The sequence below is a fragment of the Nocardioides sp. Soil777 genome (assembly GCF_001428425.1).
Lineage (GTDB): Bacteria > Actinomycetota > Actinomycetes > Propionibacteriales > Nocardioidaceae > Nocardioides > Nocardioides terrigena.
The window spans coordinates 689291-706125 of record NZ_LMSN01000001.1 but is presented as its reverse complement, the minus strand read 5'-3'; the positions used below and the strand labels follow the sequence as shown (position 1 = coordinate 706125).

The window sequence follows — 16835 nt, the reverse complement described above, 5'->3', positions numbered from 1 at the left end:
GGCCGTTGGGTCGCCGCCGCCGGAGGTTGCGCATCTGCGCAGCCCTGGCGGTCGGTCCGAGGTAGTTGCCTGCGCAGGTGCGCAGCTCCGACGACGGGCAAGCGGTCGTTGCTTGCGCAGGTGCGCAGGTGATGGCGGTGCTGGGAGCTGCGCAGGTGCGCAGGCAAGCCGGTGACGGCGGTGCTGGGAGCTGCGCAGGTGCGCAGGAAAGCTGGTGGCGTCAGCGCAAGAACTGCTCCAGCAACGGCCCGGCCGTCTGCGAGCCCGAGACCCCGGTCTCCACGAAGACCGCGACGGCGAGGTCGCCCTGGGTCGCGATCATCCAGGTGTGCGTCGGCAGCGAGCCCGACGCGTCCGGACTGCCGTACTCGGCGGTGCCGGTCTTGGCGCCGACCTCGCCGGGCAGTCCCGCCAGGAAGCTCCCCGAGCCGTCGGTCACCACGGCCCGCATCAGTCCCCGGAGCTGCTCGGCCTCCCGGGGAGCGAGCGGGGTCGGCTCGGCGGCGTCCGGGACCTGGTGGTCGAGCACGAGGCGCGGGGTGACGGTCGTGCCGGCGCTCACCGACGCGGCGACGGCGGCCATCGCCATCGGGGAGGCCAGCACCGTGCCCTGCCCGATCAGGTCGGCGGCCTTGCCGGTCTCGCTCTCGGGCGGGGGCACCTGGCCGAAGTACGCCGGGAAGCCGAGGTCGCGGTCGATCCCCAGGCCCAGCGAGCCGGCCGCCTCGGCGAGGTCGCCGTCGTCGAGCCGCTCGCGCTCGGAGATGAAGGCGGTGTTGCACGAGTTGGCGACGGCCTGCCGCAGGGTGATCCGGCCGATACCCGAGGCGGGGTAGTCGTCGTAGTTCTTGAAGGTCTTGCCGTCGACCACCGTGGTCGCGTCGCACGCGACCGGCGACTCGGGAGTGAGCCCGGCCCTCAGGAGCGCCAGGGAGCTCACCACCTTGAAGGTCGAGCCGGGGGCGTACTGCCCGAACGTCGCGGCGTTGAGGCCGTCGTTGCCGGGCCCGTTGGCCGCCGCGAGGATGTCGCCGCTGGAGGGACGGATCGCGACGAGGGCGCTCACCGGCCCGGTGCCGGCCAGGGCCTGCTCGGCCTTCTGCTGGAGAGCCGGGTCGAGGGTGAGGCGCAGCGGCTGACCAGCGGTGGGTGCCTGCTCGAAGAGCGTGCGGTCGGCCTCGCCCCCGGTGGCGCTGACCCGGACGCCGGAGGTGCCGCGCAGCTGGTCGTCGTACCTGGCCTGGAGCCCGGACAGGCCGACGATGTCGCCGGGGACGATCTCCCCGTCCGAGCCCTCGACGGCCTCCTGGGTGGCCTCGCCCACCGTGCCGAGGATCGGCGCGGCGAACTCGCGCGTCGGGGCCAGCGGCACCGTGTCCTCGAGGCGGGCGGCGCCCGGGATGTCGCCGTACGCGGGGGACAGGGTCGTGGCTGCGTCCTCCGCCCGCAGGACGAGGGCCTCCACGAACGCCTTCTCACCGGCGGCCTCGACCCGGGCGACGTAGTCGGCGACGCCGAGGTCGAGCGCGCGGGCGATGGAGCGCGCCGACGCCGCCCACTCGCCCGGCTCGGCCTGCGTCTTGTCGAGCCCGAGCCGGACGACGGGTCGCGGGCCGACGATCGTGACGTCGCCCGCCCCGAGCACCTGGCCGCGCTCGGGCGTGAGGCTGTCGATCGCGAGCGCCTCGCCCTCGGCGAGGTCCGGGGCGACCAGGGCGGGGGTCCAGGAGACCTGCCAGGCGTCCTCGACCCGGCTCGCCTCGACGGGGGTCTCGTAGCTCCACTCCGCCCCGTCGAGCTGCCACGACCAGGCGAGGGTCGCGGACGCCGTGTCGTCCTCGGTGGTCACCTCGCCGGCTTCCACCGTGACGGACTGGTCCTCCGGGACGGCGGCCCAGATGGCGGCGAGCTGGTCGGTCGCGGTCGGGTCGTCGAGGGGTACGCCGCTCAGGTCCCGGGCCGCGAGTCCGGTGGCGAGTGCGTCGAAGGACCCGTCGGGGGGCTCGCCTCCCTGGCACGCGGCGAGCGGCAGCAGGAGCAGAGCTGTCGCGAGCGCGGCGCGGCGCACGGGCCGCCGTGCTGGCGGTCGTCCTGCGGTGGCGGCAGCGGTCGGTCGACGCAGGCGTGGTCGGCGCATGGTCATGATCGTGCCAAAGGGGCGGGCGTCGAGCCGGTCAGTGCTCGACCCGCGCGTCGCGGGCGAGGGTGCGTCGACGCAGGGCCAGGGTGCCGAGGCACAGGACGTAGCCGGTGACGAGGGCGGTGCTGTGGTGGGCCAGGCCGGAGAGCACCGCCTGGGGGACACCGTCGCCGGCGTCGGCCACGGTGGCCGGGGCGACCGACCCGAGCAGGGTGAAGATCGCGACCATGATCAGCGGGGGCAGCACGCCGACGGCGAAGAAGTCGCGGGGCTGCACGACCACGGCCAGCCCGAGACAGATCACCACGAAGCACAGGTCGAAGAACAGGCTCAGCTCGCCCACCAGCAGCAGGTTGATGACCACCACGGTGAGCGCGACGGCCACGCCGAGCGCCACGGCCTGCCGGCCCGGCTCGATGCCCTCGGTCCACCACGAGCCCGGCTGGGCCCTCGTCTGGCTCACGCGGTCACCGTAGGCCGGGCGTGTCGCCCCGCGGTGGAGCCGCGCCGGGAGCAGGGTCCCCCTTGCCGCAAGCGGCGGCGGGGCTCGTGTGCTGCCGGCGCCGGGACTACGTCCCGTCCTCGTCGGACTGCTCGGCCTCGGAGGCCGCATGGCGCGCGTGCAGCCGGTCGCGCACCTCGTCCGGTGTGTAGGCGCGACGCTCGCGCTCCTGCCGGGCCACTGCCGCTCCGCTGACGGCGACCCCCACGACGCCGGCCAGCCCCAGCCACTTCCACCACGCGTGTGCCATGGGAGCAGGCTAGCGATCCGGCGTACGTCGTGGAGGTCCGACGCCGGACCCGTGCCGTGGTCCAGACTGTCGCCCATGCCCGAGCACCTCACCCTCGACGCGGCGGCCGACCTGACCCGGACCGGGGACCTGTGGCTCTTCCGCGGGCGGACGGCCGCCGACCGGGCCATCCAGACCCTCACCAACGCACCGGTCAACCACGTCGGCATGGCCGTGGTCATCGACGACCTGCCGCCCTTGATGTGGCACGCCGAGCTGGGCAAGTCGCTCCCGGACGTCTGGTCCGGTGGCCACCACCGCGGCGTCCAGCTGCACGACCTGCGAGCGGCCGTCGGGCAGTGGCAGGAGAAGTACGGCCAGCAGGCATGGTTGCGGCAGGTCAGCCCGGAGGTCGGCGCTGCCGAGGAGGACGCGCTGCTGCGTGCCATCGCCCGCCTCGACGGGGTGTCCTTCCCCAGGACGACCCAGCTGGCGAAGCGCTGGCTGCGGGGCCGCGACGCCTACGTCGCGCGTCGCAAGCGGGGCGAGAAGGTGCGCCCGGAGGCGGCCTTCTGCGCGGAGGTGGTCGCGCTGACCATGCAGGAGATGGGGATCGTCGCCGACGACCGGCGGGCGCAGTGGTTCGACCCCGGCACGTTCTGGAGCGGGAGCTTCCTGCCGCTCCTCGAGCCGTGGTCGTACGGCGTCGAGGTCAAGGTCGGCGACGTGCCCGACGACCACCCGACGCCGAGCAGCCGGCACCGCTGGCGCTGAGACAGCCGGGTCAGGCGCCCCGCGCGCGGTCCTCGCGCCCGTCGTCGGTCGCATCGCCTGCCTCGACGGGTCCGAACGACCCGTCGAAGAGGGTCTCCACACCGCGCGGTCGGGCGACGTCCCCCAGGGCCTCGAAGTCGCGCACCTCGAGCTCGGGAGCCGACAGCGACCGCGGACCGTCCTCCACCTGCCGCGGTGACGGCAGGTCGTCGTTGGTCACGCCCATCTCGCCGAAGCGACGGGCCGTGACGAGCACGCGTCCCTCCAGCGAGCCGACGGCACTGTTGTAGGACGCGACTGCCGCACCCAGCGACCGGCCGACCTTGTCGAGGTGCCCGCCGAGCGTGCCGAGCCGCTCGTGCAGCTCGCGGCCGAGTCGCTGCACCTCCGCGGCCTGGGTGGCGAGCGTCTCGTGCGACCAGCCGTGGGCGACGGTGCGCAGCAGCGCGATCAGGGTCGTGGGGGTGGCCAGGACCACCTGGCGGGTGGCGGCGTACTCCAGGAGGTCGCCCTGGGTCTCGAGCGCGGCGGCGAGGAAGGCCTCGGCCGGCACGAACATCACCACGAACTCGGGGGTCTCGCCCAGCGAGCGCCAGTAGGCCTTGGCGCCCAGCAGGTCGACGTGGGTGCGCAGCTGCCGCACGTGTCGGCGCAGGTGCGCCTCACGCTGCTCGTCGTCGTCGCAGGCGGTCGCGTCGAGGAAGGCGTCGAGGGGGACCTTGGCGTCGACCACGACCGACTTGCCGCCGGCCAGGTGCACCACGAGGTCGGGGCGCAGCACCCCGTCGGCGAGCTGGACCTGCTCGGTGAAGTCGCAGCGGTCGACGAGCCCGGCGAGCTCCACCGCCCGGCGCAGGTGCATCTCACCCCAACGCCCCCGCACCTGGGGCTTGCGCAGGGCGGTGGACAGCGAGGAGGTCTCGCGTCGCAGTGACTCGGTGGTGAGCCGCATGTCGGCGACCTGCTGGCTGAACTGTCCCTGCCACGACGCGCGCGACTGGTCGATGTCGCGCAGCTGGTCGTGGAGCCGCATGAGGCCCTCGCGGACCAGCGCCTGGTCGGTCGACTCGCGGCGGTCGCGCTCGGCCAGGGCCTCGACGAGGCCGGTGTCCTGCGGTCGCGACCGCGCCCACAGCAGGCCGATCACGCCGCCGAGCACCAGGCCCACGAGCAGGGTCAGGGAAGTGGTCAGGAGGTCCATGGGGGGAGCATGGACCACGCCACCGACAACGCCGGGGACCCGACGGTCCCGACCCCGCCGCGAGGCGTCGGAGGGGGATCAGTCCAGGTCGACGACGACGGGCGCGTGGTCCGACGGCGACCCGCTGCCCTGGGCGGGGTCGCGCTCGTCGCGGTCGATGAAGGCGCCGGTCACCCGCCCGGCCAGCGAGGGCGAGGCGACGACGAAGTCGATCTTGAGCCCACGGTCGCGCTCGAAGCGCTGGCGGTAGTAGTCCCAGTAGGTGTAGCCCGGAGCGTGCTCGCGGGTGACCTCGACGTACCCGTCGTCGAGGAACCCCTGGAAGGCGGCCCGCTCCGGAGGGGTCACGTGCGTCGACTTCGCGAACTGCGCGGGGTCGAAGACGTCGTCGTCGGTCGGGCAGATGTTCCAGTCGCCGACCAGCGCCGTGTCGCCGTCCAGCCACGAGCCGGCCGCGTCGCGCAGGCGGGCCAGCCAGTCGAGCTTGTAGACGTAGTGCGGGTCGTCGGGCTTGCGGCCGTTGGGGACGTAGAGCGACCAGATGTCGACGCCGCCGCAGCGGGCCCCGATCGCCCGTGACTCCGCCGCCAGCGGGTCGCCGTACCCGGGCATGTCGTCGAAACCGACGCGTACGTCGTCCAGGCCCACGCGCGAGATGAGCGCGACGCCGTTCCACTGGTTGGTGCCGGCGACGGCGACGTCGTACCCGAGCGCCTGCAGGCCCATGAGCGGGAGCTGGTCCTCCCGTGCCTTGGTCTCCTGGAGGGCCAGGACGTCGATCTCGTGGCGTTGGAGGAAGGCCTCGACGCGGTCGATGCGGGAGCGGAGGGAGTTGACGTTCCAGGTGGCGATGCGCACCGCCCCACCTTAGGGAGGGCGTCCCACCCCTCCGGAGGGCGCCTGAAGATTTTGCGTCGGCAGCCCTTTACACAGGCGATCGTGGTGGGGCAGGTTCACTCCACGCACTGTTCTCGGGAAACAGGTGCACATGCTGGACCCCGAGGCGGAGCGTGCCCACCACCCCCCTCTGAGGAGATCCTCCATGCAGCGCAGCCGTCTCGGGCAGCTTGCCCTCGCTTCAGCCGCCGTCCTGGCCGCCACCCTGGCCACCCCGGCCATCGCGGCCACCGACAGCGACATCCCCACCTTCAACGAGTTCCAGTCGCAGACCTTCCAGGACACTGACCGGCAGTACATCGTCAACGGTGACGAGCCGGTCTCCTCGACCGGTGACCTCCGGGCCTTCTACGACTCGATGGTCGGCAGTGCCAAGAAGGGCACCGAGGACGGTCTCGTCGTCAACACCGTCAGCGGCCGCGACGACAAGTGGACCGCCACGCAGGCGATGAACCTCACCTACTGCGTGAGCACCAAGTTCGGCAGCCAGTACACCAACGTGGTCAACGCGATGGCGGCCGGCGCCGGCCAGTGGGAGGCGGCCTCGTCGAAGGTCAACTTCACGCACCTCTCGGCCAACGACTCCAACTGCACGGTCCGCAACAACGCGGTGCTCTTCTCGGTGGAGCCGACCAACACCACGTCGTACATCGCCCGGGCGTTCTTCCCGAGCACGGCCGACCGCTCGCGCAACGTGCTCGTCAACGCCCCGTCGCTGATGAACTCCGGCTCCTGGACCCCGTCCAACATCATGGCCCACGAGCTCGGCCACGCCCTCGGCTTCCGTCACGAGCACACCCGCCCCGAGGCCGGCACCTGCTTCGAGGACAACAACTGGCGTCCGCTGACGCCGTACGACTCGTCGTCGATCATGCACTACCCCCAGTGCAACGGCACGAGCAGCAACCTGAGCATGACGGCGACCGACCGTCAGGGGATCGTGGCGCTCTACGGAGCCTGATCCTCCACGACCCGCGAGCGCCCCTCCTGTCCCGAGCAGGAGGGGCGCTCGTGCGTCTGCGGTCGTGTGCTCAGGCGGTCCAGGCGGTCAGCACGCCCGGCGTCGCGGAGTCGGCGAGGCGGACGGCCCGCTCGCGGGGGACGTCGTGCACGACGACCTTCTCGGCGCCTGCGGCCGTGGTCGCGACGAGGTCCACCAGGCCGAGCCGGCGCTGGAACCACGACTCCGTCACGACCCACCCGATGATCCCGTCCGTCTCCAGCACCGTGCGCACGCGGGCCGCCTGGGCGTGGCCGACGACCAGGTGGGTGGGCGCGGCGGGGTCCGGGGCGAGGGCATGGCCGAGGTGCCGGTACGACGCCTCGGCGACCGCGGCACCCCACGGCAGGCCCACGACCAGCACAGCCGCCGGCAGCCACCACCCGAGCCAGGAGACGTCGGTCAGCAGCACCGGGAGCACCGCCAGGACGGCGAGGTCGACCACGCCCAGCGCCTGGCCCACGTGCGCCCGGCGGCGGGCCGACGGGCCGTGTGCGGTGAGCGGGACCGTCAGCCGGCCGGGCTCGGCCAGCACGTCGTCACCGACGTCGACGCAGACCTGGCGGGGGCACGGGGGCAGGATCCGGGTGACGCCCTCGCTGCCGACCCCGGTCGCCAGGGTGGACAGCTCGCCGCCACCGACGGCGCGCAGCAGCAGCGGCTCGCGCATCTCGACACCTCGCACCCGGGTCTCCTCGACGCTGATGGAGCGGGTCGTGAAGAGCCCGGCGGTCAGGTGCAGCGACCCCTGGCCCCGGGTGAGCCGCAAGTTCCACCACTGCACGACGTAGCCGGTGACGGAGACCAGCACCCAGGTGAGGAGGCCGCCGAGGAGCACGAAGGGCAGCAGCAGCCACAGTGCGACGGACCTCACCCATTGCCAGCCGTCGCTGAGGTGCTCCGGATCGAGGAACGGCAGGTCCTCGCCGAACTGCGCGAGCACGCCGACCAGGCCCGCCAGCAGCACCAGCCGCGTCAGGCTGAAGGGTGCGAAGCGCAGCCACGACCAGTCGATCGACGCCAGCTCGGTGTCGGGGGCCGGGGGAGGAGGAGTCGGTGCCGGCTCCCCGTCGACCGCGTCCGGCGCGTCCGGCGCGTCCTGCCCGGCCGGAGCAGCGCGCCGGGCCAGCAGGAGGGCGCGGAGGTCGGCCGCTCGCTCGCGGGAGATCGCATCGAGGGTGATCCGGTCGTCGTCGACCCCGGTGCCGATCTGCACCTTGGACAGCCCCAGGACCCGGTGCAGCAGCGAGGCCTCGAGGTCGACGCTGCGGACCCGGTCGAGCGGGGCGGTGGAGGTCGTCTTGTTGAGCAGGCCGGTGCGCTTCTGGAACTGGGTCGCGGTCACCCGCCACGACGTGGTCAGCCAGGGGAGCACGCCGAGGGCGACGGCACCGATCACCACCAGCGGCACCGACCACCACGGCATGCCGCCGTCGCGGCTGCTGAGACCGACGAAGGCGATGACGGCCGGCACCAGGAACTGGCCGACCGCCTTCACCGGGTCGAGGAGGAGGTTGCGGGGGTCGAGGCGCTGCCACTCGGTGGGGTCGGGGTCCAGGCCCGGATCGGCCGCCGGACCCACCTCGGGGATCACGTGGCGTCGCCCTCGCTGGCGCCGGTGATCTCGGTGAGGGTCGCCACCAGCTCGCGCGCCTGCGCGGCGTCGAGGCAGTCGATGGTGATCGGTCCGGCCGCCGAGGCCGTGGTGACGGTCAGCGAGGCCAGCCCGAAGACGCGCATCAACGCTCCCTGGCGGGAGTCGACCGTCTGCACCCGGCTGAGCGGGGCGATCCGCGAGCTGATGGTGATCCACCCGGCCCGCGTGTGGATGGCGGTGTCGGTGACCTCCCACCGGTGCACGCGGTAGCGCACGGGTGGCATCACGACGGGGTACGTCGCGATGCCGACGAGGGCGAGGGCGCCGAGCAGGAGCGCCCACCACGGCGGCGTGCCGACCGTCAGCCACCACACGGCGTACCCACCCACGAGCAGCAGCCCGACGAACGCCGAGGTGATCAGCGCCGCCACCCGCCAGTAGCCCACCGCGCGCGGGGACACCTGGTGGGCGGGCTCGCGCAGGGTCCCCGCGCCGCGCACGGGAGGGGTGGCCGGGGCCGGTGCCTGGGTCATGCCCCGAGTTTTCCACGGCCCGGAACCGCGGGTCGGTGCGACGCAGCCGCGAAGGCCTCCTGCTGGACGACGATCAGTCCGCGATGGTCCACGAGGGGTCCGTGGACGGCGGGAGCGCCGTCTGCGTCTGGAGCAGGTACGACGCGAAGCCGGTGGCCGCGTCGAGGGCATGGACCTCGGTGGTCGCCCCGGCGCGGTTGACCATGGTCAGGTCGTCGCGGCCGTCACCGTTGTGGTCGGCCGTGCCGACCGACCAGGTGGCGGGGTCCACCGCGGGCGCCGCGGAGAGCGTCTGGGCGAGGAAGGTCGTGAAGCCCGTCTCGGCGTCGAGCACGTGCACCGCCGTGTGCCCGTCGGCCTGCAGGTCGACGAGGTAGAGGTCGTCGCGGCCGTCGAAGTCGTAGTCACCCGTCGTGATCGACCACCGTCGGGGATCGAGGGCGGGGGCGGCGGTGGCTGCCTTCGACAGCTCCGTCTGGAAGCCGGTGGTGGCGTCGAGGACGCTCACGGTGAGCATGCCGTCGCGTCCCTCGGAGACCACCCACAAGTCGTCGCGACCGTCGCCGTCGTAGTCGCCTGCCACGAAGCGTGCCTTCCCGAGCGGGGTGTCGCGCTGCACGATCGTGGCGTGGCTGAGGAACAGCCGGAGGAAGCCGGACCCGTCCAGGACCTTGACCTGGGCGGTCCCACCGCCAGTGGGCTGCGCGGCGTACACGTCGGTCTCCCGGTCGCCGTCGAAGTCGCCGGTGGCGTAGCGCCAGCCCTGTCCCTCGAGCGGGAGCCCGGTCTGGTTGGCGAACGTCGCGTAACCCGTCGCCGGGTCGAGCACGTGGGCCTCGATGCCGCCGGTGGCCGCCTCCTGGATGGCGACCACGTCGGCGGGGGTGCCTGCCGACTGGCGCCCGATCCGCTCCACGCGCACCTGGTCGACGTACATGGACGGCGAGGTGGACGTCTGGCCGCAGCTCGGCTGCTCCTCGTCCGGACAGTTGCGCTTGACCTGGAGACGGATCTTCTCGAGCGAGACGGGCGCGTGGTCGGTGGACCACGTCTCGACGCCGTCGACGAAGTACCGGGTGGGGAAGGGCGACGCGGCGGCCGGGTCCTGGCCCGGGCCCATGTAGGTGAACTCCGCGGCGTACTCGTGCCACTGCGACATGTCCTCGGGATACTTGTCCCCGAGGCACGCCTGGTCGCCGACCGGCGGGGAGTAGCGCCAGTAGTACGCCGCCAGGACCCGCTCGCAACGCGGCCTGCCTCCCCAGCTCTCGACGACGTCGATCTCCCCGACGCGCTGCGGGTCCTCGGTGCGCAGCCAGAAGGCCGGGTGCACCCCGGTCTGCTTCGGCATCTTCAGCGTCGCCGAGACGCGGTAGGTCGTGCCGACCTCGTAGGGCACCGACCACAGGGCCTCGAGGTCGGCCTCGGGGCGCATCCTCAGCGCCGAGCGTCCGTCGTACGTCGTCTGGCTGATCCGGTCGGCGTTGGAGCTCGACATGTGACGCCACCGCTCGGCGTACGGCAGGTCGAAGCCGTCGTTGAAGACCTCGACCGGTCCCGTCGTGGCCGCCGCCGACACGAGCGGCGTCGCCGGCACCACGAGGTCCGGTACGGGGGGCATCGTCGGGCTGAGGAATTGCAGCATGACGAGCAGCTCACGGAGCCAGGAGGGCATGTGTCCTTCGAGGGCCGGGGAGGGGACGACATCAAGTGAACAAGGGCAGTGGTGGTGCGGCCAAACCGACCGCCCGGATCAGGGGGATCGGGCCGCCCGGACGTAGACTCCCCGCCCGTGGCTCTCACCATCGGCATCGTCGGACTCCCGAACGCAGGCAAGTCGACGCTCTTCAACGCCCTGACCAAGAACGACGTGCTCGCGGCGAACTACCCGTTCGCCACGATCGAGCCCAACGTCGGCGTCGTCGGGGTCCCCGACGACCGCCTGCCCAAGCTGGCGGAGGTCTTCGGCTCGGCCAAGATCCTGCCCGCGACGGTCGAGTTCGTCGACATCGCCGGCATCGTCCGCGGCGCCTCGGAGGGTGAGGGCCTGGGCAACAAGTTCCTCTCCCACATCCGCGAGTCCGCCGCGATCTGCCAGGTGACCCGGGTCTTCCGCGACGAGGACGTCACCCACGTCGACGGCGAGGTCAACCCGGCCTCCGACATCGGCACCATCCAGACCGAGCTGATCCTCGCCGACGTCCAGACGGTGGAGAAGGCGATCCCGCGGCTGGAGAAGGAGGCCCGCGGCGACAAGTCGAAGGCCCCGGTCCTCGACGCCGCGCGCGAGGCGCTGACCGCGCTCGAGGGCGGCACCCCGGTCATCGACACGAAGCTCGACCGCGACCTGCTGCGCGAGCTCTCGCTGCTGACCGCCAAGCCCTTCATCTACGTCTTCAACTGCGACGCCGACGAGCTCGCCGACGACGACCTCAAGGCTCGCATGCAGGAGATCGTCGCGCCGTCCGAGGCGATCTTCCTCGACGCCAAGTTCGAGTCCGAGCTCGTCGAGCTCGGCTCCGACGAGGAGGCCCGCGAGATGCTGGCCGAGATGGGCGTCGACGAGCCCGGCCTCGACGTGCTCGCCCGGGTCGGCTTCGACACCCTCGGCCTGCAGACCTACCTGACCGCCGGGCCCAAGGAGACGCGGGCCTGGACGATCCGCAAGGGCGCGACGGCTCCCGAGGCGGCCGGTGTCATCCACACCGACTTCCAGAAGGGCTTCATCAAGGCCGAGATCGTGTCCTTCGACGACCTGATGGCCCTCGGCACCATGCAGAAGGCCAAGGAGGCCGGCAAGGTGCGCATGGAGGGCAAGGACTACGTCATGGTCGACGGTGACGTGGTGGAGTTCCGCTTCAACGTGTGAGCCCGACCGAGCGCCGTACCCGCATCGCCTCCGGTCTTGCCCCTCGTGACAGGCTCGGCGGGTGAGAGAGCATCGCGTCAACCCGGTCGACGCCATCTGGCTGAACATGGACCGCGTCCAGAACCTGATGGTGATCGAGTGCGTCATGTTCCTCGACGGACCGGTCGACCGCGAGCGGTTCGACCGGGTGGTGCAGCACCGGCTGATCGATGCCTACCCCGTCTTCTCGCGGCGCCCCACCGTGCCGCGGCGGCGTTGGACGAAGGCGCGCTGGCGCGACGTACCGGACTTCGACTTCCGCGAGCATGTCCGGGAGGTGCGGCTGCCGGCACCCGGGGACGCCGCCGCCCTGCAGGAGTACGTCGGCGGGTTCCTCGCCACGCCGTTGCCGCGTGACCGTCCGCTCTGGGACATCCACCTGGTGGAGGGGCTCGACGAGGGGTCCGCGATCTACGTCCGGCTGCACCACGCGCTGGCCGACGGCATCGCGCTCACCCAGGTGCTGCTGTCGCTGACCGATGCGACCGCCGACGCCGACGAGCACGGCTCGGACGGTGGCGGGGCGCGGCACCACGGGGTCGGCGACCTCATCGAGGCCGCCCGGCGTGCCGCCCCCGAGGTGACGGAGGCGCTGCGCCCGGCGCGGGTCCGAGCCGGGATCGCCGCTGCGATCCGGACCGGGGTCAGCGGGGCCGGTGTGCTCTCCAAGCTGCTGCTGACCCGCAACCCGGAGTCGGCCCTCGCCGGTGCCGCCGGGACCCACAAGCGGGCCGTCTGGTCCGACCCGATCGACCTGCAGCTGATCAAGGACATCGCCAAGGGCTCGGACGCCACGGTCAACGACGTCCTGGTCTCGGCGCTCGCCGGCGCGATCGAGCGCTACCAGGTGGAGCACGGCGCCCGCCCGGTAGACATCCCGACCATGGTCCCGGTCAACCTGCGCCCGATGCACCTGCCGCTGCCGCGCGAGCTCGGCAACCGCTTCGCGCTCGTGGTCCTGCTGCTGCCCTCCGGTCTGGTCACCGCGAGCGACCGGCTCGCCGAGACCAAGCGCCGGATGGACCGCATCAAGCGCTCCCCGGAGCCGGTGATCACCTTCGCGATGATCCAGGGGATCGGCCGCCTCGGCCGGCGGCTGAGCAGTGCCCTCGTGACGTTCTTCGCCGGGAAGGCCAGCGGGGTCACCACCAACGTCCCCGGGCCGCGCGAGCCCCGCTACCTGGCCGGGACCCGGATCACCAGCCTGCTGGGCTGGGTCCCCGGATCCGGGGACCAGACGCTCGGCACCTGCATCTTCACCTACGCCGGGACGGTCCGCGTCGGCTTCAAGACCGACACCGCGGTCGTCCCGGACCCGGAGCACATCCTCGACGCCTTCCACGCGGAGATCGACGACCTCGCCGGCGAGCTGGCGGCCGCCCGCCGCTGACCGGCCGCCGGTCTGCACGTCCACGCCCCTGCGTGGAAGTGCAGCCTCAGTCGTGGGTGTCGGCCGAGCTTCCGCGCTCCTGCGTGGAAGTCCAGTCCTGGGTGTCCGTCGCGGGTGGCGCCACGGTCTCCGCGGCGAGGACCGCGCGGGCGACCTCGACCTGCCGGACGAGGAACGCGCGCTCGTCCAGCTTCTTGCGGCGCATCCAGGTCGTGACCTCGAGGTTGCACTTGCTCGCGTTGCACGAGCCGCAGGCCGGGACCACGTTGACCAGGGTGTAGCGCCCGCCACGCGAGATCGGGAGCATCGTGTCCTTCTGGAGGGCCGCGACGTCGGCGCCGCAGTAGGCGCAGCCGCCCCACTCGGCGCGCAGCGCGGCCCACTGGGCGGCCGTCAGGTCGTGCTCGACCCGGGCCATCCGGCGCTTGCGGCGGCGCGCATGGGTCGCGGCTCTGGTCCTGGACGGCACGGCACCGAGCGTACGTCCGGGCGCGGTCCGCGACGGCGCACGACCCGGCGGCGGGTCAGAAGTCCTTCTTCTTGTACGGCGACAGCATGTCGGCGCCGGCGCCGGCGATGTTCTCGGGCCGCGTGTCCACCATCTTGGCCTTGTGGCAGCGACGGCAGGCCACGTACGGCGCGACGCCGGGGTCGCGTCGTACGCGCCACGTGTGGAGACCGATCCGGCACGCGAAGGTGCGCTTCATGGGAGACCTCCCTTCGTCTCCACGGTAGGACCGTCGCGGGGCCCGGTCCATGGCCCTGCCGGGTGGGGCGTGCGAGGCGCGATACTCGAGGCCATGATCGGTCACAAGCCCGTCTCCGTCCCGGCCGCCGAGGGCGCTCGTGCCGCGGCCGAGGGCAAGGTCGTCATCTACTGGCGCAAGGGCTGCCCCTTCACCCGACGACTCCGCCTGGTGCTCGGCCGGCGCGGCTCGGACGCCGTGTGGGTCGACATCTGGGCCGACCCGGCCGGGGCGGCGTACGTCCGGAGCGTCAACGACGGCAACGAGACCGTGCCGACGGTGGTCATCGACGGGATCGCGCACACCAACCCCTCACCGCGCACGGTGGTCGCGGCGCTGCCCTAGCGTCAGGCGACCAGTGAGCGGGTGGTGCGCAGCAGCATCGCGAGCGCGCCGGTGACCACGAGCAGGGTGACGGTCACGGCGACCACCCCGGTCCAGCCGAAGCCGGTCCACGCCTGGGCGCCGAGGCTCCCGAAGACGGCGGCGCCGAGGTAGTAGGTGAACGTGTAGAGCGACGCCGCCTGCCCGGCGCTCACCCCGCCCGCGTGCGCCCGCGCCGGGACCCAGCCGCTGGCCACCCCGTGCAGGCCGAAGAAGCCGATCGCCAGCAGCGAGAGCCCGGCGACCAGCACGACGAGCGACGGCGAGAGCGTGAGCAGCGCGCCGGACACCGCCACGCCGGCTCCGACCGGGAGCACGCCGCGCCGGCCGAAGCGGTCAGCCAGCCGACCGAACCCGGCCGCGCTGATCGCGCCGAGGGGATAGACGAGGAAGACGAGGCTCGCGGCGCCGAGCCCGAGGTCGAAGGGCGGCCCCTCGAGGCGGAAGGTGATGACGTTGAGCATCGCCACCATGGCTCCGAAGGCGCAGCCGCCGATGACGTAGAGGCCGAGCAGGGCCGGGTCGCTCACCGCCCGGCGGGCCATGGACAGCATCGGGCGCACGCCGGTCGGGGCAGCGACGAAGTGCCGCGAGTCGGGCAGCAGGCGTCGTACGACGAGGGCGCAGGCGGCCGCGAGCGTCGCGGCCGCCGCCAGCGCCCAGCGCCAGTCGCCGAGCTCCGCGGCGTACCCCGTCAGCAGGCGGCCCGTCATCCCACCCAGGGCAGTGCCGCCGATGTAGAGCCCGGCGGCGCGGGCCTGGGTGGAGGAGTGCAGCTCCTCGCGGAGGTACGCCGTCGCGGCCGCCGGCAGGCCGGCCAGCGCCACCCCCATCAGGCACCGCAGCACGAGCAACGCCGTCCACGACGGCGCCAGTGCGCACCCGATCGCGCACAGCGTGGAGAGCAGCATCGACAGGTGGATGAGACGGGTCCGCCCGACCACGTCGGAGAGTGGGCCCACGACCAGCATCGCGAGGCCGAGCGACAGCGTGGTCAGCGAGACGGTGAGCGTCGCCTCGGTCGTGGACACCTCGAAGCGGGTCGCGAGCGCCGGCAGGATCGCCTGGGTGCTGTAGAGCAGCTCGAAGGTCAGCACCCCCGCCGCGAAGAGCGCCACCACCACCCGCCAGTAGCCGGCCGAGCCCGGGAGGTGGCCGTCGTCCACGAGGGGCGGCGGCGAGGGAGTGGTGGGGGAGGACATGACCCCGCGAGTCTGCGCGAACGGGAGTGATACGTCCAATGTCGCTTCCGACGAGACTTCATGCGCGAGCCGTATGATGCCGTCATGCAGATCCGGGACCTCGAGTGGCTCCTCGCCGTGGCCGACCACGAGCACGTCACCGGCACTGCCGCGGCCCTCGGCGTCAGCCAGCCGACCCTGTCGCGCGCTCTGGCCCGGATGGAGCGCGAGCTCGGCGCCCAGCTCTTCGCCCGGACGTCTGACGGCGTGCGAGCCACGCCGGTCGGGGCCACGGTCGTGGACGGGGCGCGCGAGGTGCTCGCGCGCTACGACCAGCTGCTCGCCGACGTGGCCGGCGAGCTCGACCCGGAGTCGGGGGTGGCCCGGCTCGCCTTCCTCGACTCGATGGCCACGTCCCTCGTGCCGCGTCTGCTGCGCGACTTCCATGCCGCCGCCCCGGCCGTCCGGGTGCTGCTCAGCCAGGAGCCCGCCCACGAGATGGAGGTCGACCTGGCTCGCGGGGCCGTCGACCTGGCCGTCACCTCGCACCCGGCACCCGGCGGCGGCTGGCACGTGCTGCAGCAGGAGCGCATGGTCGTCGTGGTCCCGCCGACCCACCGGCTCGCGGGGCGGTCCCGGCTGACCCTCGACGAGCTCGACGGCGAGGAGCTGGTGACGACGCCTCCCGGCTTCGGGTCCCGCTCGCTCGTGGACGACCTGCTGCGCGAGGCGTCGGTGACGATGCCGGTGTCCTTCGAGAGCCAGGACCTCGGCACCATCGAGGGGCTGGTCGCGGCCGGCCTGGGGGTGGCGATCGTGCCGGAGGCGCTGGCCGGGGTGTCGGGGACGGCGGGCGTCCAGATCACCGGGGCGCCCGGCGCCCACCGGACCATCGGGCTGACCTGGCGCCTGGACCGCCGGCTGCCCCCGGCCGCCGAGCGGCTGCGCTCCTCCATCACGGGCGGAGCGGCCTGAGCCGACCTCGCGGGAGGCGTCCAAGGTCACACGGCCCGGGACTTGGATCGTTCCAATCCAGTCCGCACACTGGAGGTACGACCACGAGAAGAGGATCCCGATGACCCGCCTGATCGACGAGCTCAACGCCCTGCACGCGTCGTACGTCGACGCCGTCAACACCGCCGTCTCGAACGACGACCTGACCACCGCCGCCGAGCTGGCCGGTGACTACGACCGCGACGCCATCATGATCATGGCCGAGCGCGAGGGCCGCCAGGACCTGCTGCCGCTCTTCGGCCTCGACGCCACCGGCGGACGCGTGTCCGTCGAGCGCGACACCCCGCTGCGCCGCCTCGTCCGGCGCGTCACCACGCTGCGCGCCGCCTGACCGGGTCC

18 protein-coding genes are annotated in these 16835 nt (G+C 72.8%); 7 read left to right on the top strand and 11 right to left on the bottom strand.

Annotated features, from left to right (window positions below):
- Nucleotides 1-220 precede the first annotated feature (220 nt).
- The 3 genes from ASG88_RS03480 to ASG88_RS03470 all read right to left on the bottom strand — a co-directional run bounded on the left by ASG88_RS03480 (nucleotide 221) and on the right by ASG88_RS03470 (nucleotide 2892).
- The gene (locus tag ASG88_RS03480) at nucleotides 221-2137 is read right to left on the bottom strand and encodes a penicillin-binding transpeptidase domain-containing protein (protein WP_056886063.1); all 1917 of its coding nucleotides are present in this window, start codon (nucleotides 2135-2137) and stop codon (nucleotides 221-223) included.
- A gap of 37 nt (nucleotides 2138-2174) precedes the next feature.
- Nucleotides 2175-2603 carry a DUF6542 domain-containing protein gene (locus ASG88_RS03475; protein WP_056885957.1) on the bottom strand — a complete coding sequence of 143 codons (429 nt, stop codon included), beginning with the start codon at nucleotides 2601-2603 and terminating at the stop codon, nucleotides 2175-2177.
- Between the two features lie 106 nt (nucleotides 2604-2709).
- A complete protein-coding gene (locus tag ASG88_RS03470) occupies nucleotides 2710-2892 on the bottom strand; it encodes a hypothetical protein (RefSeq protein ID WP_056885956.1) in 183 nt (60 codons plus the stop codon).
- 75 nt (nucleotides 2893-2967) lie between these two features.
- Between ASG88_RS03470 and ASG88_RS03465 the strand changes: the two genes are divergently transcribed.
- Nucleotides 2968-3645 (top strand): hypothetical protein, encoded by a 678-nt coding sequence (locus ASG88_RS03465; protein WP_056885955.1) that lies wholly within the window; start codon nucleotides 2968-2970, stop codon nucleotides 3643-3645.
- 10 nt (nucleotides 3646-3655) lie between these two features.
- On the opposite strand, the gene ASG88_RS03460 is transcribed toward ASG88_RS03465, so the two are convergent.
- Nucleotides 3656-4846: a DNA recombination protein RmuC gene (locus tag ASG88_RS03460; RefSeq protein ID WP_082599813.1), complete on the bottom strand. Its 1191-nt coding sequence runs from the start codon at nucleotides 4844-4846 to the stop codon at nucleotides 3656-3658.
- A 78-nt stretch (nucleotides 4847-4924) separates the two neighbouring features.
- Nucleotides 4925-5704, bottom strand: coding sequence for an exodeoxyribonuclease III (locus tag ASG88_RS03455; protein ID WP_056885954.1), 780 nt, complete (start codon nucleotides 5702-5704; stop codon nucleotides 4925-4927).
- A 184-nt stretch (nucleotides 5705-5888) separates the two neighbouring features.
- Here ASG88_RS03455 and ASG88_RS03450 point away from each other — a divergent pair, with 184 nt between their 5' ends.
- Nucleotides 5889-6704 carry a M57 family metalloprotease gene (locus tag ASG88_RS03450; protein ID WP_157559529.1) on the top strand — a complete coding sequence of 272 codons (816 nt, stop codon included), beginning with the start codon at nucleotides 5889-5891 and terminating at the stop codon, nucleotides 6702-6704.
- 70 nt (nucleotides 6705-6774) lie between these two features.
- Here ASG88_RS03450 and ASG88_RS03445 read toward each other — a convergent pair whose 3' ends face one another.
- The 3 genes from ASG88_RS03445 to ASG88_RS03435 all read right to left on the bottom strand — a co-directional run bounded on the left by ASG88_RS03445 (nucleotide 6775) and on the right by ASG88_RS03435 (nucleotide 10548).
- Nucleotides 6775-8337, bottom strand: a complete 1563-nt coding sequence (locus ASG88_RS03445; RefSeq protein WP_056885952.1) for a PH domain-containing protein — start codon at nucleotides 8335-8337, stop codon at nucleotides 6775-6777.
- A complete protein-coding gene (locus tag ASG88_RS03440; RefSeq protein WP_056885951.1) occupies nucleotides 8334-8873 on the bottom strand; it encodes a PH domain-containing protein in 540 nt (179 codons plus the stop codon). Before ASG88_RS03440 ends, ASG88_RS03445 begins: the two co-directional genes overlap by 4 nt.
- 73 nt (nucleotides 8874-8946) lie before the next feature.
- A complete protein-coding gene (locus ASG88_RS03435) occupies nucleotides 8947-10548 on the bottom strand; it encodes an FG-GAP-like repeat-containing protein (protein ID WP_056885950.1) in 1602 nt (533 codons plus the stop codon).
- A gap of 117 nt (nucleotides 10549-10665) precedes the next feature.
- Here ASG88_RS03435 and ychF point away from each other — a divergent pair, with 117 nt between their 5' ends.
- The gene (gene ychF, locus ASG88_RS03430) at nucleotides 10666-11742 is read left to right on the top strand and encodes a redox-regulated ATPase YchF (RefSeq protein WP_056885949.1); all 1077 of its coding nucleotides are present in this window, start codon (nucleotides 10666-10668) and stop codon (nucleotides 11740-11742) included.
- Between the two features lie 61 nt (nucleotides 11743-11803).
- Nucleotides 11804-13171: a wax ester/triacylglycerol synthase family O-acyltransferase gene (locus ASG88_RS03425; RefSeq protein ID WP_056885948.1), complete on the top strand. Its 1368-nt coding sequence runs from the start codon at nucleotides 11804-11806 to the stop codon at nucleotides 13169-13171.
- Nucleotides 13172-13217: 46 nt separating this feature from the next.
- Here ASG88_RS03425 and ASG88_RS03420 read toward each other — a convergent pair whose 3' ends face one another.
- Nucleotides 13218-13640: an HNH endonuclease gene (locus ASG88_RS03420; RefSeq protein ID WP_235534705.1), complete on the bottom strand. Its 423-nt coding sequence runs from the start codon at nucleotides 13638-13640 to the stop codon at nucleotides 13218-13220.
- A gap of 55 nt (nucleotides 13641-13695) precedes the next feature.
- The gene (locus ASG88_RS03415) at nucleotides 13696-13878 is read right to left on the bottom strand and encodes a hypothetical protein (protein WP_056885947.1); all 183 of its coding nucleotides are present in this window, start codon (nucleotides 13876-13878) and stop codon (nucleotides 13696-13698) included.
- Nucleotides 13879-13971: 93 nt separating this feature from the next.
- Here ASG88_RS03415 and ASG88_RS03410 point away from each other — a divergent pair, with 93 nt between their 5' ends.
- Nucleotides 13972-14262, top strand: coding sequence for a glutaredoxin domain-containing protein (locus tag ASG88_RS03410; protein WP_056885946.1), 291 nt, complete (start codon nucleotides 13972-13974; stop codon nucleotides 14260-14262).
- Between the two features lie 2 nt (nucleotides 14263-14264).
- On the opposite strand, the gene ASG88_RS03405 is transcribed toward ASG88_RS03410, so the two are convergent.
- The gene (locus tag ASG88_RS03405) at nucleotides 14265-15503 is read right to left on the bottom strand and encodes an MFS transporter (protein ID WP_056885945.1); all 1239 of its coding nucleotides are present in this window, start codon (nucleotides 15501-15503) and stop codon (nucleotides 14265-14267) included.
- Nucleotides 15504-15587: 84 nt separating this feature from the next.
- Here ASG88_RS03405 and ASG88_RS03400 point away from each other — a divergent pair, with 84 nt between their 5' ends.
- Together ASG88_RS03400 and ASG88_RS03395 are read left to right on the top strand one after the other, a co-directional pair.
- The gene (locus ASG88_RS03400; RefSeq protein WP_056886062.1) at nucleotides 15588-16457 is read left to right on the top strand and encodes a LysR family transcriptional regulator; all 870 of its coding nucleotides are present in this window, start codon (nucleotides 15588-15590) and stop codon (nucleotides 16455-16457) included.
- Nucleotides 16458-16557: 100 nt separating this feature from the next.
- On the top strand, nucleotides 16558-16827 hold the full coding sequence (locus tag ASG88_RS03395; protein WP_056885944.1) for a hypothetical protein: 270 nt from the start codon (nucleotides 16558-16560) through the stop codon (nucleotides 16825-16827).
- Nucleotides 16828-16835 lie beyond the last annotated feature (8 nt).